This window comes from Streptomyces sp. SJL17-4 (genome assembly GCF_036826855.1).
Taxonomy (GTDB): domain Bacteria; phylum Actinomycetota; class Actinomycetes; order Streptomycetales; family Streptomycetaceae; genus Streptomyces.
Map to the genome: position 1 here is coordinate 2,132,741 of NZ_CP104578.1, position 14,522 is coordinate 2,147,262.

At 71.4% G+C, this 14,522-nt stretch carries 15 protein-coding genes; 7 read left to right on the forward strand and 8 right to left on the reverse strand.

The features are described 5' to 3' along the window. Positions 1 to 35 precede the first annotated feature (35 nt). The 4 genes from N5875_RS09240 to N5875_RS09255 are packed head-to-tail and all read left to right on the forward strand — an operon-like array spanning position 36 to position 4,091. Positions 36 to 1,208 (forward strand): DegT/DnrJ/EryC1/StrS family aminotransferase, encoded by a 1,173-nt coding sequence (locus N5875_RS09240; protein ID WP_318207418.1) that lies wholly within the window; start codon positions 36 to 38, stop codon positions 1,206 to 1,208. Then, entirely contained in the window at positions 1,205 to 2,407 is a 1,203-nt protein-coding gene (locus tag N5875_RS09245) for a Gfo/Idh/MocA family oxidoreductase (RefSeq protein ID WP_338492906.1), read from the forward strand. The genes N5875_RS09240 and N5875_RS09245 overlap by 4 nt, the downstream gene beginning before the upstream one ends. Beyond that, complete coding sequence (locus N5875_RS09250) at positions 2,404 to 3,099, forward strand: HAD-IA family hydrolase (protein ID WP_318207420.1); 696 nt, start codon at positions 2,404 to 2,406, stop codon at positions 3,097 to 3,099. The genes N5875_RS09245 and N5875_RS09250 overlap by 4 nt, the downstream gene beginning before the upstream one ends. Positions 3,100 to 3,119: 20 nt before the next feature. Then, positions 3,120 to 4,091, forward strand: a complete 972-nt coding sequence (locus N5875_RS09255) for an ROK family protein (RefSeq protein WP_338492909.1) — start codon at positions 3,120 to 3,122, stop codon at positions 4,089 to 4,091. A gap of 59 nt (positions 4,092 to 4,150) precedes the next feature. Here the strand turns inward: N5875_RS09255 and N5875_RS09260 are convergent, their stop codons facing one another. From N5875_RS09260 to N5875_RS09275, 4 genes are read right to left on the reverse strand one after another with little or no spacing between them, the layout of a single operon-like run. Continuing rightward, positions 4,151 to 4,615 carry a nuclear transport factor 2 family protein gene (locus N5875_RS09260; RefSeq protein ID WP_318207422.1) on the reverse strand — a complete coding sequence of 155 codons (465 nt, stop codon included), beginning with the start codon at positions 4,613 to 4,615 and terminating at the stop codon, positions 4,151 to 4,153. Positions 4,616 to 4,668: 53 nt separating this feature from the next. Then, entirely contained in the window at positions 4,669 to 6,294 is a 1,626-nt protein-coding gene (locus N5875_RS09265) for a bifunctional 3-(3-hydroxy-phenyl)propionate/3-hydroxycinnamic acid hydroxylase (protein ID WP_318207423.1), read from the reverse strand. Positions 6,295 to 6,351: 57 nt separating this feature from the next. Then, positions 6,352 to 7,383 (reverse strand): 3-dehydroquinate synthase family protein, encoded by a 1,032-nt coding sequence (locus N5875_RS09270; protein WP_338492913.1) that lies wholly within the window; start codon positions 7,381 to 7,383, stop codon positions 6,352 to 6,354. Next, positions 7,380 to 8,156 (reverse strand): alpha/beta fold hydrolase, encoded by a 777-nt coding sequence (locus N5875_RS09275; RefSeq protein ID WP_338492916.1) that lies wholly within the window; start codon positions 8,154 to 8,156, stop codon positions 7,380 to 7,382. The genes N5875_RS09270 and N5875_RS09275 overlap by 4 nt, the downstream gene beginning before the upstream one ends. A gap of 250 nt (positions 8,157 to 8,406) precedes the next feature. Between N5875_RS09275 and N5875_RS09280 the strand changes: the two genes are divergently transcribed. Next, entirely contained in the window at positions 8,407 to 8,883 is a 477-nt protein-coding gene (locus tag N5875_RS09280) for a type II 3-dehydroquinate dehydratase (protein ID WP_318207929.1), read from the forward strand. Beyond that, the gene (locus tag N5875_RS09285; RefSeq protein ID WP_338492919.1) at positions 8,880 to 10,223 is read left to right on the forward strand and encodes an FAD-binding oxidoreductase; all 1,344 of its coding nucleotides are present in this window, start codon (positions 8,880 to 8,882) and stop codon (positions 10,221 to 10,223) included. The genes N5875_RS09280 and N5875_RS09285 overlap by 4 nt, the downstream gene beginning before the upstream one ends. A 40-nt stretch (positions 10,224 to 10,263) precedes the next feature. Here N5875_RS09285 and N5875_RS09290 read toward each other — a convergent pair whose 3' ends face one another. The 3 genes from N5875_RS09290 to N5875_RS09300 are packed head-to-tail and all read right to left on the reverse strand — an operon-like array spanning position 10,264 to position 12,070. Continuing rightward, complete coding sequence (locus N5875_RS09290; protein WP_338492922.1) at positions 10,264 to 11,553, reverse strand: LuxR C-terminal-related transcriptional regulator; 1,290 nt, start codon at positions 11,551 to 11,553, stop codon at positions 10,264 to 10,266. A 34-nt stretch (positions 11,554 to 11,587) separates the two neighbouring features. After that, on the reverse strand, positions 11,588 to 11,899 hold the full coding sequence (locus tag N5875_RS09295) for a hypothetical protein (protein WP_338492924.1): 312 nt from the start codon (positions 11,897 to 11,899) through the stop codon (positions 11,588 to 11,590). A 6-nt stretch (positions 11,900 to 11,905) separates the two neighbouring features. Then, positions 11,906 to 12,070 (reverse strand): hypothetical protein, encoded by a 165-nt coding sequence (locus N5875_RS09300; protein WP_318207429.1) that lies wholly within the window; start codon positions 12,068 to 12,070, stop codon positions 11,906 to 11,908. 373 nt (positions 12,071 to 12,443) lie between these two features. Between N5875_RS09300 and N5875_RS09305 the strand changes: the two genes are divergently transcribed. Continuing rightward, positions 12,444 to 13,325, forward strand: coding sequence for a helix-turn-helix transcriptional regulator (locus N5875_RS09305; RefSeq protein ID WP_318207430.1), 882 nt, complete (start codon positions 12,444 to 12,446; stop codon positions 13,323 to 13,325). A gap of 122 nt (positions 13,326 to 13,447) precedes the next feature. Here the strand turns inward: N5875_RS09305 and N5875_RS09310 are convergent, their stop codons facing one another. Then, positions 13,448 to 14,446, reverse strand: coding sequence for a methyltransferase (locus N5875_RS09310; protein WP_338492927.1), 999 nt, complete (start codon positions 14,444 to 14,446; stop codon positions 13,448 to 13,450). Between the last annotated feature and the right edge of the window lie 76 nt (positions 14,447 to 14,522).

Below are 14,522 nucleotides of genomic sequence, written 5' to 3' on the forward strand. Positions count from 1 at the left end.
ACGCATTCCCGCCCAGGCGGGAGAACAGGAGATTCATGAATCCCCGACAGGCACCGGAATTCCCTTCATGGCCGCAGTTCGGCGATGACGAGCGGAACGGCCTGATCCGTGCGCTGGAGCAGGGCCAGTGGTGGCGCATGGGTGGCAGCGAAGTGGACACCTTCGAGCGGGAGTTCGCCGACCACCACGGCGCGCCGTACGCGCTGGCGGTCACGAACGGCACTCACGCCCTGGAACTCGCCCTCCAGGTGATGGGGGTCGGCCCGGGTGACGAGGTCATCGTCCCGGCCTTCACCTTCATCTCCTCGTCGCAGGCCGTGCAGCGCCTGGGGGCCGTCGCGGTCCCCGTGGACGTCGACCCGGACACGTACAACATCGACCCGGCGGCGGTGGCCGCCGCGGTCACCTCCCGGACGCGGGCGATCATGCCCGTGCACATGGCCGGTCAGATCGCGGACATGGATGCGCTCGGCAAGCTGTCGGCCGACACCGGCGTCCCGCTGCTCCAGGACGCCGCGCACGCGCACGGCGCCCGCTGGGAGGGCAAGCGGGTCGGTGAACTGAGCCCGGTGTCGGCGTTCAGCTTCCAGAACGGAAAGCTGATGACGGCGGGCGAGGGCGGCGCGGTGCTCTTCCCGGACGCGGAGACGTACGAGAAGGCGTTCATCCGCCACAGCTGCGGCCGTCCCCGTACCGACCGCCGGTACTTCCACGAGACGAGCGGCTCCAACTTCCGGCTCAACGAGTTCTCGGCGGCCGTCCTGCGCGCGCAGCTGGGGCGCCTGGACGCGCAGATCGCGACCCGCCAGCAGCGATGGCCCGTGCTCCAGGAGCTGCTGCGGCAGATCCCGGGCGTGGTCCCGCAGACCGTGGACCCGCGCGCCGACCACAACGCGCACTACATGGCGATGTTCCGCATCCCCGGCATCAGCGAGGAGGGCCGCAACGCGCTGGTCGAGTCGCTCGTCGCCCGCGGGCTGCCGGCGTTCGTCGCCTTCCGCGCGGTCTACCGCACCGACGCGTTCTGGGAGACGGGCGCGCCGGACATGACGGTGGAGGAACTCGCCGAGCTCTGCCCCCACACGGAGGCCATCACGCGCGACTGCGTCTGGCTCCAGCACCGCGTGCTCCTCGGCACCGAGGAGGACATGCACGTCACCGCGGCCATCGTGGCCGAGGTGGTGGCCGAGACCCTGGCCGGCCGATGAGCGTCCGGGTCGCGGTCGTCGGGCTCGGCTGGGCGGGCCGTGAACTGTGGCTGCCCCGGCTGCGGGAGCATCCCGCGTTCGACGTCGTCGCCGTCGTCGACCCGAGCGCGGCCTCCCGTGCCGCCTACGAGCAGACCGGGACACAGGACGGGGCGGCGCGGGACGGGACACAGGACGAGGCGCAGGACGGTGCGCGCGTCGCCCGTCCGGCGGTCCTCGCCGACGTGGACGAGCTCGACCGCCACTCGGTCGACCTCGCCGTGGTCGCCGTACCCAACCACCTGCACGCCGAGGTGGCCGTCGCCCTGCTGGAGCGCGGCATCCCGGCCTTCGTGGAGAAGCCCGTCTGTCTGAACTCGGCCGAGGCCGAGAAGCTGGCGCAGGCCGAGACCGACGGCGGCGCGGTGCTGCTCGCCGGCAGTGCCTCGCGCTACCGCGGCGACATCGGTGTCCTGCTGGACCTGGTTCCCTCCCTCGGCACCGTCCGTCACGTGGAGCTCGCCTGGACGCGGGCGCGCGGCGTTCCGAAGTCCGGTGGCTGGTTCACCAGCCGCAGCCAGGCGGGCGGCGGTGTCCTGCTGGACCTCGGCTGGCATCTGCTGGACACCCTCGACGCGATCCTCGGACCGGTCCCCATGGTCCAGGTGACGGGCACCGTCTCCGACGACTTCCTCAACGACCCGTCGTGGGGTGCCGTCTGGCGCCAGGACGGCCCGCAGGCGGACCATCTCCGTGGCGACGTGGAGGACACGGCCCGCGGCTTTCTGGTGTCGGAGCACGGCACCTCGGTCGCGCTGCGCGCCAGCTGGGCCTCGCACGCGGCACGCGACCTCACGCTCATCCGGGTCGAGGGCAGCGCGGGCACCGCCACCCTGCGGTGCGTCTTCGGCTTCAGCCCGAACAGGGAACCCGTACCGACGCTCACCCTGACCCGTGAGGGCCGCACCGAGGACATCGCGCTGCCCACCGAGCCGATCGGTGTGGAGTACGGCCGCCAGCTCGACGATCTGCCCCGTCTCCTCGGCGATCCGACCCACCGCGGCCGCGCCGTGGCGGACATCCGCAGGAACATCCGGATCACGGAGCGCTTCTACGAGTCCGCCCTGGCGGGCAGCGCCCCCTTGCCGGAAACCTCCGCCGCACCCTCCCCTGAACCCTCCCTCGAACCCTCTCCCCTCCTCCCCCTGGGAATGTCATGACAACGAGCCCGGTCGGACCGTCCGACACCACGACGGAAACGCTGACTCCGGTCAGGGACGCCGTGATCTTCGACCTGGACGGCGTCATCGTCGACAGCCTCGCCGTGATGAACGAGGCCTTCACGCGTGCGTACGCGGAGGTCGTCGGCGACGGCCCCGCGCCGTTCGAGGAGTACCAGCGCCACCAGGGCCGCTATTTCACGGACATCATGGAGATCATGGGGCTCCCCCTGGAGATGGAGGAGCCCTTCGTCCGCGAGAGCTACCGGCTCGCGAAGGAGGTACGCGTCTTCGACGGCGTCGTCGACCTCCTGACGACCCTGCGCTCCCGCGGTCTGCGCCTTGCCATAGCCACCGGCAAGGCCGGCGAGCGGGCCCGGTCGCTGCTCGACGTCCTCGGCCTGCTCCACTACTTCGACCACGTGATCGGATCCGACGAGATCCCCCGGCCGAAGCCCGCCCCGGACATCGTGCTCCACGCCCTCGACCTGCTCGGTGTGCCGGCCGAGCGCGCCGTCATGGTGGGCGACGCGCCCACCGACATGGCCAGCGCGCAGGGCGCGGGGGTCTCCACGGCCGCGGCCGTGTGGGCGACCATCGACGAGGAGGAGCTGCTCGCCTGCGGCCCCGACGTGGTCCTGCGCGGACCGGCCGACCTTCTCGCGGTCTGCCCCGCGGTGCCCGGTCACTGAGAGACCCGGGGAGACGGGCGGTGGAACGCGCAGTGGGGACGGGACGTCACCTCGGCATCGACGTCGGGGGGACCAAGGTCGCCTTCCGGGTCGAGTCCGAGGGCGAGGACCCGTACGAGGTGTCCTTCCCGTGGAACGCACGCCACAGCGCCGCAGCGGATCTCGCGCAGCTCGCCGACGCCGTCGGCGAGCTGCGCGCTCGCATGCGCGGGTGTACGGGTGCGGGTGCGGGTGCGGCTGCGAGCGCGGACTCGGACGCGGGCGCGGACGTGAGGAGCGGGTTCCGGGCGGTGGGCGTCGCCATGCCCGCCACCGTGGCCCCTTCGGGCCGGGTCCTGGCCTGGCCGAGCCGGCCGGAGTGGACCGGCGTCGAGCTGGAGGCGGCGCTGCGGGGGCTGTTCCCCGAGGCGGCCGTCGGCTGGGCCGACGACGGTGATCTGGGCGCACTCGCCGAGGCGGAGGAGGCCGGTTGTGATCGGCTGCTCTACCTGGGGGTGGGCACCGGCGTCGGCGGTGGCTTCGTCGACGAGGGCGCCGTCCACCCGGGAGCCGGCCGGGGTTCGTTCGAGATCGGGCACGTGATCGTCGAGCGGGACGGTGCCCTGTGCGTGTGCGGGCGCCGGGGATGCGTACAGGCCGTCGCCTCGGGTCCGGCCACACTGGGGCGGGCCGCGCGGCTGCGGGGCGCGGAGGTCTCCTTCGAGGCCTTGCGCGCGGGAGTGGCCGAGGGTGCGCCATGGGCCCTGGCGGCCGTGGACGAGGCGTGCGCGGCGCTGGCCGCCGCGGTGGTCGGCGTACACGAACTGCTGCATCCTCGGCTCACGCTGATCGGCGGAGGTTTCGCCGAGGGGATGCCCGGGTTCGTCGACGGCGTGGCCCGGCACGTGTCCCGGCTGGCCCGGCCCGGCGGCCCGAGCTCACCGGTCCGCCCGGCGGTCCTCGGCGGTCTGTCCTCCCTGCGGGGTGCGTGCGCGCTGGCCCGCTCGCTCTGAGCGGGCAACCACGACGAAGGCCCGGGCCAAGGCCCGGGCCTTCGTCGCTGCCCCACAGGTCAGAGCTGCTTCAGGGCGGCGAAGAGCTGGTCGAGGCGGCCGAAGACGCGGGAGCCCTCCAGGTGGTTGGTGTAGTTGCGCGACTCGATGATCAGCCCGTCGCGGACCCGCAGGACGTACACGCACGGCAGGACGAGGTCCTTGCCGTTGATGGTGCCGCGGTAGGTGAACTCGGCGACGACGACCTCGGGGTCGGTCGACTCGTGGACGACGACGTCCTCCGCGCGGTAGTCGCGCAGGCCGGCGGCCGCGGACTTCCCGGGGCCCTCGGCGAAGTGCTTGCGCATGGCCTCGCGGGTCAGGATCGGGGTGTCGCCGACGGGCGCCATCGGGTGCTCCACCCGGGTCTGTTCGGCGTAGAGCGAGGCGAGTACGTCGGCCTGGGACGCGTCGCCGGCGACCAGCTTGGGCACACCGTCGATCATCCGGAGGAACACTTCGCGTGCGGTGGGAGTCTCGGACATGGGGTACCTCCACGAGGAAGAAGGAAGAGAAGGAGAGAAGGAAGGAGGGAAGTTCAGATCCCGAGCCGGGACCGGGGGGCCCTCGCCGCCCCGGTGAGCTGGGCCCGCAGGTCGTCGACGAGCGTCGCCGCCTCCGCGGCTCCCTTCGCGGCGCCGAAGACGTGGTAGTCGGGCCGGACCAGCAGGGTCGTACCGTCGCAGCGGTCCAGATACGAGAGGTACACGCCGTCCGTGTCGACCACCGCGTCGGCGACCACCGCGTCGGCGACGCGATCAGCCTCGGACGGCGCGACGAGGCGACCGACATGGGCGCCGAGCCCCGCGAGGAAGGAGAGCCGTTCCTCGCCGAGGGCAGCGAGCGGGTCCTCGGTGGTGAGCAGGGCGAAGCCGCGTCCCACCGCCTCGTCGAACAGGCCCGTACGGCCCTGGTACCGGACCCGGCCCTGCGGTACGACGTCACCGGCCGGCGGCTCGGTCACGCCGGTGAAGCGCTGGTAGAGCAGCCCGCCGGAGAGCGGCGGCGCCGGCTCGGGCCGCGTGCTCGTACCGGACGAGGCTCGCGCGAGCATCGCGGCGTCCCGGTCGGCCGCGGCGCCCGGATCGGACACGCAGATGACCTTGCCGAGCTTCACCGAGGAGCGGATCGACTCCTCGACCTGCTTCCGGCGTTCCGTGGTGTAGCTGTCGAGCACGGAGACGTCGGCCAGGCCGCGCGACGCGAGGTCGAGCTTCCACGCCAGGTTGGCGACGTCCCGGATACCGGAGCACATGCCCTGGCCCGCGAAGGGCGGCATGAGGTGCGCGGCGTCGCCGGCCAGCAGGACCCTCCCCACCCGCCACTGGTCCGCCCAGCGGGCCTGGAAGGTGTAGGTGGCCGTGCGCAGGAGCGTCGCGTTGGCAGGGGTGACGTCGAAGGGGGCGAGCAGCCGCCATGCCGTCTCGGGCCGCTCCAGTTCGGCGTTGTTCTCGCCGGGCAGGCGCATGAACTCCCAGCGACGGTGGCCCGGGCCGCTGGCGACCAGGGTCGTCGGGCGGGCCGGATCGCAGATCTGCACGTTGCTGGGGGTGAAGGTGCGGGGCTCGGCGAGTTCGACGTCGCAGAGGAGCCAGTCGTAGGAGAAGCCGAGGTCGGTGACGGGGACGCCGAGCGCCTCGCGCACGAAGCTGCGGGCGCCGTCGCAGCCGACGACCCAGCGGGCGGTGAGGGCGCGCGTCGTGCCGTCGAGTCCGGTGGTGGTCACCTCGACGCGCTCCCCGTCGTCGGCGATGCCGACGACCCGCTCCCCGCGCCGGATGTCCACGCCGGGAAGGGCGGACAGCCGGGCCGCGAGGCGGGCTTCGAGCGTCGGCTGGTGCATGGTGTTGGCGTCGGGCCAGCCGTACGGGCCGAGGGCCGCGAAGTCGATGTCCAGCAGGGCCTGTCCGGCCGCGTTCTGCCAGCGGTAGCCGTCGGCCGGTTCGGTGAACTCGCCGATCTGGGGGCCGATTCCGGTGCCGGCGATGAGACGGGCGGTCTCACCGTCGAAACTGGTGGCGCGCGGGAGGAGGTAGGGCCGCTCGCGCTGTTCGAGCACGGTCACCCGCAGGCCGCGCTGGGCGAGCAGGATGGACAGGACGCCGCCGACCGGCCCGTATCCGACGACGACGACATCGGTGTCGATGCCGGTGTCCATGAGCATGCTGGCCAGCCTCCACAGCGTAGAAGAAAGGGAACAGGAGAGGGAGAGGAGCCGCGGTCAGCGGTCGCGGGGCATCGCCCGGAGGCAGTCCATGACGGTCGCCTCGTCGACGTCGCGGACCAGTTCCGCCCCGTCCGGCCCGTCCAGGACGAAGGCCAGGCCGGAGGTCGCCTTCTTGTCCCGCCGCATCAGCTCGACGAGCTCCCCGGTGTCCACCGCTTCCGGCAGGCGGGTCGGCAGTCCGTAGTGGCCGACGACGTCCAGGTGCTCGGCGACGCGCTCCGCGCCGATCCGCCCGAGTGCTCCGGCGAGCCGCCCGGCGAACACCGTTCCGATGGCGACGGCTTCGCCGTGCCGCAGCGCGAAGTCGGTCGCCCGTTCCAGGGCGTGCCCGAGCGTGTGACCGTAGTTGAGGATGTGCCGGAGGCCGGTGTCGCGCTCGTCGGCGGCGACCACCTCGGCCTTGCGGGCCACACTGGCGGCGATCTGTTCGTGCAGCGGCAGCTGCCGCAGGTCCCCGGCGCCGATGAAGTGGCAACGGGCGATCTCCCCGTAGCCGTTCAGCCGCTCGCGTGGGGGCAGGGTGTCGAGGTAGTCGGTGTCGCAGAGCACCGCTCTCGGCTGCCAGTAGGCGCCGACGAGGTTCTTGCCCGTGGGGAGGTTGACGCCCGTCTTGCCGCCGATGCTCGCGTCCACCTGGGCGAGGAGGGATGTCGGCAGATGGATGACCGGTGTGCCCCGGTGGTACAGGGACGCGGCGAGGCCGACCATGTCGGTGGTGGTGCCGCCGCCGCAGGAGACGATGACGTCGTCCCTGGTCAGTCCGGACTCGGCGAACGACCGGCAGAGTCCTTCGACGGCGGTCAGGTTCTTGTGATCCTCCCCGTCGGCGACCTCCACCACGTGGAAGGGGACGCCGGGGTCGGGAACCGCCCCGGGCCCGCGCGCGGTCACGACCACGGCCCGGCGCGCGCCGGTGGCGGCCACCTCGTCGGCGAGGAGCATGCGGACGCCCGGCCCGATGTGCACGGCGTACGAGCGCTCACCGAGGTCGACGTCGATCCTCCGTGACGTCTCCACCGCGCTCAACCCGCCACGACGGTCGCGGTCTTCTCGCCCAGTCGGCCGGCGACCAGGGAGACGACCTCCGCGGCGCGGTCGGCGAGGAAGAAGTGGCCGCCGGGGAAGACACGGAGCTCGGTCTCACCGGTGGTGTACTCGCGCCACAGCTCCGCCTCCGAAGGGGCGACCCGCGGGTCGCTGTCCCCGGTCAGCACGGTGACGGGGCAGCTCAGCAGCGTGTCGGACGCCAACTGGTAGGTCTCGACAGCCCGGTAGTCGCTGCGGATCGACGGCATGATCATGTCGAGGACGTCGGGGTCGTTCAGCATGGACTCGTCCGTGCCGTGCAGGGCCTTCAGTTCGTTCAGGATGCCCGCGTCCGAGCGCAGCCGCATGTCCTCCTCGCGGCGGCAGGAGGGGGCGCGCCGGCCGGACAGGAAGAGCCGTACGGGGTCGGGGAGCCCCGCGCTCCGCATCCGCAGGGCCAGTTCGTGGGCGAGGATCGCGCCCATGCTGTGGCCGAAGAGCGCGAGGGGCCGGTCCATGAACGGCTGGAGCGCGTCGAAGATCCGGTCCGCCAGCTCCGGCAGGGACTCGATGCCCGGCTCGGCGAGGCGGTCCTGACGGCCGGGGTACTGGATGGCGAGGACCTCGACGGCGGGCGACAGCGCCTTGGAGACCGGGAAGTAGAAGGTCGACGAGCCGCCCGCGTGCGGCAGGCACACCAGACGCATCGGGCTGTCGGGAGCCGAATGGTAGCGGCGAACCCACAGATCCTCGCGTGTGGACGCTTGCGTCATGCCGGCGACTCTCCTTTTTCGACTCTTGTGGCGACGTCCGGAGATTAGCGAGCGCGTTGTCCGCACGGTATCCCTCAGCCTGACAGTTCCACCGGACCGGGAAAAGAGCGCACTGTCAACCCGGGCGATGCCGAACTCGGTGCGGGTCACGGAGAATTGCGCGTACGTGCGTATGCGGCACAGGCTGCCTGGCGCGCTCCTCGTCGCACTGCGCCATTCCGATACGAGAGTCCGATACAAGAGGTGGCCCTTGAGCGCAATTCTTCTTCTGAATGGTCCCAATCTCGGGATTCTCGGTGAACGCGAACCGGAGGTGTACGGCACGGACACGCTGGCGGACATCGCGGCCGCCGTGGGCGAGGAGCTCGCGGAACGCGGCTGGAAAGTCCATTCGGTGCAGCACGATTCCGAGGGCGATCTCGTCCGCGCCGTGCACGAGCACCGGGCGAACACCGTGGGCGCCATCGTCAATCCGGGTGCCCTGATGATCGCCGGCTGGAGTCTGCGCGACGCGCTCGCCGCGTACCCGCAGCCGTGGATCGAGGTGCACCTCAGCAATGTGTGGGCGCGCGAGACGTTCCGCCACGAGTCGGTGATCGCACCGCTGGCCGCCGGTGTGGTGGTCGGCCTCGGCGCGTACGGCTACCGCCTTGCCGCCAGGGCGCTGATGCACCTGAACCCCGTACAGGACACCGAGCACACCACGCACATGGAGCACAGCTCATGAACCACGAGCCGTTCACCGCACTCGCCGAGGACCTCTCCGGCGAGGTCGTCCTGCCCGGCGACGAGACGTACGAGGAACTCCGCCATGTGTTCTCCCGCAAGGGCGAGCCGGCGGCCGTCGTGCGCTGCCACGGCACGGACGACGTCCGCGCGGCGGTCCTCTTCGCGCGCGAGCAGGGTCTTGAGATCTCCGTCCGCAGCGGCAAGCACAGCCTGGCCGGCTACGGCACCGGCCGGGGCGGTCTCGTCATCGACCTGTCGCCGATGAACACCGTCGAACTCCTCGACGCCGAGCGGCACCGGGTACGCGTCGGCCCGGGCGCGGTGTGGAGCGAGGTCGCCGCGTTCCTCGCGGGACACGGTCTGGCGTTCTCCTCCGGGGACACGGCGTCCGTGGGCGTCGGCGGGCTCCTGCTCGGCGGCGGCATCGGCTGGACGGCCCGCGCCGACGGCCTGGCCCTCGACAACATGACCGCCGCCGAACTGGTCACCGCCGACGGGCGCGTCGTACGGGCGAGCGCCGAGGACAACCCCGAGCTGTTCTGGGCGTTGCGCGGCGGCGGCGGCAACTTCGGGATCGTCACCTCCTTCGAGATCACCGCGCGCCCGCTGGAACGCGTCCAGTACGGCAGGGTCGTCTACCCCGGCACCGAGGCCGCCGAGGTGCTCAAGGGCTGGGCCCGGCACATGCGGGGGGCGCCCGACGCGCTCATGTCCCATGTGACGCTCTTCCCCACGCGCGGCGACACTCCGGCCCCGATCACGGTGATCTTCTGTTACGCGGGGGACGACGGCGACGAGGCGATCGCACCGCTCCTGTCGCTCGGCACGGCCGAGAGCAAGACCGTCGACCTGGTGCCGGTCCCGCAGGTGCTCGCGCCGTCCGGCGGGCTCCCGCCGGGCTGGGAGCCGACGGTGCGCAGCCGGTTCGTTCCCGAGTGCGGCGACGCGTTCGTCGACGCGGTGCTGGCGGGGGCGGGCGCCTTCCGCACGCTGTTCCTGGAGTTCCGCAGTCTCGGTGGCGCCGTGAACCGTGTGCCGGAGGACGCCACGGCCTTCGCGCACCGCGGCTCCGAGGTCCTGATGAACACGATCAACATGGGGACGCGCGAGGAGAACGCCGCGGCCGCTCCGGCGCTCGCCGCGTTCTGGGAGTCGCTCGCCCCGTATGTGCGGGGGGCGTACAGCAACTTCCTCAGCGAGGCGGACGAGGAGGACATCGCCGCCGCCTATCCGCCGGCGACATACGCGAGGCTCCAGGCCGTGAAGCGGGCCTACGACCCGGAGAACGTCTTCTCGCGCAATCCCAACGTGAAGCCCGCTCCCGCCGCACAGGTCTGACCACGGGACGGTCCGACCGGCGAGGGAATATGAGGCATCGTCATATCCCCTCGCCGGCGGCGCCGTCGACGTCCAGGAAGCTCCATTCGCGGGCGAGTTCGACGCGCGAGCCCACACCGACCTTGCGGAAGATCTTGCGCAGGTGGAAGGCCACGGTGTGCCGGGACAGGAACAGCTGCTCCGCGGCCTGGCCGTTGGTGAATCCCTGTGCGGCGAGCTTGGCGACGGCGTACTCGGTGTCCGTGAGGCTCGGCACGCCGCTGCGCGGCCGGCCGGGGTCGCGCGGGCCCGGGCAGGCGTTGATCGAGCGCAGGCGGCTCCTGACGCGCGAGGAGTCCCGCAGGGAGCCCGTGTCGAGGTAGATCCGCATGGCCTCCTCGTACGTCTCCGCTGCCTCGGAACGCCCGGTTTCCGTACGGGCCAGCACCACGGCCAGGTCTTCGAGCGCCGAGGCGCGGGCCCAGGGGTCGCCGTGCAGTTCCGCGGCGCTCCGGAGCTTCGCGACGTCGTCCTCCAGCAGCCCGGCGGCGTGCAGCGCGGCCGAGGCGACCGAGTGGACCCCGGGGTTGCGCTCCGCGAGCCGCGTGGCCGTGCGGACGCCCTCGGCGGCCAGCGCCGTGTGGCCGGCGCTCAGGACGAGCCGTACGAGCCAGGGAACCGCGGCCGGTTCGGCGATGAAGAGCTGGCGGGTGATGGATCCCGACAGCAGGAGTTCCGCGGCGAGCCGTACGGTCTTCTCCCGGCCCCGGTCGGCCTCGGCGACCTGGACCACGGCCCACGTCGACTGCCCCGCCGGCAGCATCTCGCGGCCGAACACGGCGTCTTCCTGGAGCTGGCGTGCGTACCTGATCGCGGTCGCCAGCTCGCCCTGGCGGACCGCGGCCGAGGCGAGGACGAAGTGGCCCACCGGGATCCACGCCCGCAGGCCCTCCTCCTCCGCGGCGCCCAGTCCTTCCCTCGCGAGGTCCACGGCCTTCGCGAGGTCGCCGGAGGCCGCTGTCACCTGCGCCCTGACCAGCACGGAGACGGCGCGCTTCCGTCCGCCCTCCCCCACGGCGCCGACGGCGTCGAGGGTCTCCCAGGCCTGTTCGAACCTGCGTATCTGGGACAGGAGCAGCGCCAGTTTCATGTGCGCGTGGAAGGCGCACTCGCCCGCTGACGCGTCGCACTCGATCCGGGTGGCCGAGCCCGCGAGGGTGATCCCGTCCTCGAGTCGGCCGTCGCGCCAGGCCTCGTCGGACAGGGCCAGCAGGCGCGCCGTGTCACATGCCCCCGACGCGCAGGGCGAGGGAAACGCCGCACATCGGTCGATCACTGCGGTTGCTTCCATGAAACGATCAAAGCCCACTTCTCGGTCAAGCCTTTCAACTGGCACCGGGCCGCAGCCTGTCGAGGACTGGCTCGCCGGGCACCTCGTACTTCGACGGCAAGGTTCCGGACGCGCGGTAGCACTCTCGGATCAGGGCGGCCACCCGGCGTACGGGGTCGGGGTGCGATCCCTCCAGGAGGAACAGGATGAGATCGACGCGGTCTGCCGACTGCGCAAGAACCAGGACGTGTTCCAGGCCGTCCTCCTGTGTGGCGTGCGCCCACAGGCTGTCGGCCAGTTCGTTGGCGTCCTCGGGTCCGACGACCACCCCGGGCAAGGCGGTCAGGGACGCGTAGACGGCATGCACCGTCTGTCAGCCCCAGGACAGGTCGTTCTGGATCTGGACAACCGGAACGTCCACACCGCTCACGGCCCAGCCCTTCGCACCCGACGCCGCGTCACTCGACTGGGCGGTCAGGAGGGCGGTGAGCACGAGGGCGCAGACCGCGGCGAGGGCGAAGCGGAACGAGAAGGCCATGAGGGAATCCCTAACTCAAGCGTCGGTAATGATTTTGCAAATTGCGAAGCCGTGTTTCGGCGGTTCACGCCGTCCGGCCGTGATCCACTGTGGACGTCATCCAGCCACAGGGGAAGCCGGATCGGGTGACATCATCAGGTCTGACAGCTTGTTGCCAGCCGACGCCCGCACCCTCTCCGCATACGCCATCTGACCTTGAATCATTCAGACCCGGCTGCCATGATCCTCAGCACACGAGCCCCTCCGGGGCTTCGCGGTCAGGGGGACAAGGATGCTCGAGACGCTGGGACTATCAATGGAGGCCGACTGCCTCTATCGCGCCATGCTCGCTCAGCCCAAGGCAGGCGTTGCAGAGTTGGCAGTTGCAACGTCATTGACAGAAAATCAAGTACGGACCGCCCTGGACGAACTCGGCCGGCTCATGCTCGTGCGCGTCTCCCGCGACCACCCCGGCGACCTGTGCGCCGTCAGCCCTCAGGTCGGGCTCGCGAGCATCCTCCACGAACAGGAAGCGGAACTGGCCCGAAGACAGGCGGAGCTGGCGGCCTCGCGCGCCGTCGTCACCGAGCTTTTCGCAGCTCACGCCAACGGCGGTCAGACACAAGGCACCCACGGGGAAAGGCTCCTGGGCCTCGACGCGATCCAGAGCCGCCTCGAGATCATGGGCCGCACCATGACCGGGGAGTGCATGGGCGTGCACCCCGGCCGCGCCCAGCGCGCCGAGGACCTGCTCGCCAGCCGGCAGCCCAACGCCGAGGCGCTGTCGCGCGGGGTCACGTTCCGCACCCTTTACCAGGACTGCGTACGCAACGACGCCGCCACCGTCGAGCACGCCCACTGGCTCCTGGAGCGCGGCGGCGAGGTCCGTACGGCCCCGGTCGTCCCGCAGCGCATGGTCATCACCGACCGCAGCCACGCCTTGGTCCCGCTCGACCCGTCGGACAGCCGCAAGGGCGCGCTCTACGTCACCGAACCCAGCATCGTCCTCTCGCTCGTGACCCTCTTCGAGCAGTCCTGGTCGCTGGCGGTGCCCCTCGGCGCGTGCACCCGCCGCGACCCCGACACCGGCCTCAACCCCGCCGAACGCCAGCTGCTGCGCCTGCTCGCCTCCGGTCTGACCGACGAGGCCGCGGGTCAGCGCCTCGGGGTCTCGGTCCGTACGGTCCGCCGTCAGATGGCGTCCATCATGGAACGCCTCGGCGCGACCAGCCGGTTCGAAGCCGGCCTCAAGGCGGCGCAGCGGTCCTGGCTGTAGCCACGGCCATGGTGAACGGCGCCCCCTCATCGCCGGCTCGCCCGGAAAGGTGACGAGGTCACAGCCCAGAAGCTGTGACCTCGTCACCGCTTTCCGACCCCTCCTGATCCAGCAGACAGGACCTAGCCCCGGGGCTCGAACTCCAGCAGGGAGTTGCCGTCCGGCCCGAGCGAGGTCACCGAGACGAGCCGCAGGCCGGCCTCCTCCCCGAGCGCCTCGAACTCCTCGGCGGTGCGTTCCTGACCGCCGACCATGACCAGCATGCAGAGGTCGCGCTGCGTGCTGATGTACGGCGCCGCGTGCCCCTCCAGATCGATGACCTGGTCCACGACGAGCACCTTGCCGGTGGCACCCGCCGCCTCGGCGCAGCCGCGCAGGATCTTCGCCGCCTCGCCGGTAGGCCAGTTGTGCAGGACGTGCACGAGCAGGTACACGTCGCCGCCGGCCGGCAGGGGCTCGAAGAAGCTCCGGCCGACGGCATCGGCCCGGTCGGAGACTCCGGCCGTGTCGAAGATCGCGGCCGCCCTGCCCACGGTGTCGGGCAGATCGACGACCGTGCCCTTCAGATGGCCGTGCTCGCGCAGGATGTTGGCGAGCAGCTGACCGCTGCCGCCGCCGACGTCGACGACGCTGCCGACCGCGGACCACTCGTGGATCCCGGCCAGTCGCCGGCCCAGGATGTCGGCGTGCTGCGCCATGATCCGGTCGAACGACGACGACAGGACCGGGTCCGCGGCCAGGCTGTCCCAGAGGTCCTGCCCGAAGACGCTCTCCCAGCCCGCCGCACCCGTGCGGACCGAGTCGGCCATGGCGGGGATCACCGCGTCGTTGGACCGGATGAAGGCGTCGGTCTGGTCGAGGAAGTGGGCCATCTTCGCCGGGTGGGTCGAGCGGAGCGCCTCGCCCAGCTCGGTCAGCCGGAGACCGTCCGGCTGGACCTCCTCGAAGAGGCCCAGGTGGGTCAGGTGCCGGGTGAGCCGCCGCAGGGCTCCATTGTCGGTTTCCGACCGCTTGGCCAGATCATCGATGCCGACGACCCCCTCCGGCCCGTCGGCGATCAGATCGGGAAGCCCCAGTGTCACCGCGGTCCGCAGTGACCACGGTGTGTAGAGGTTCGACATCTCGGCGAGACGTCGAACGACCGATCTGTCCGTTCTCGCTGCTGTTTCTTCCTTCATGATTCCCCCCTGCTGTGTC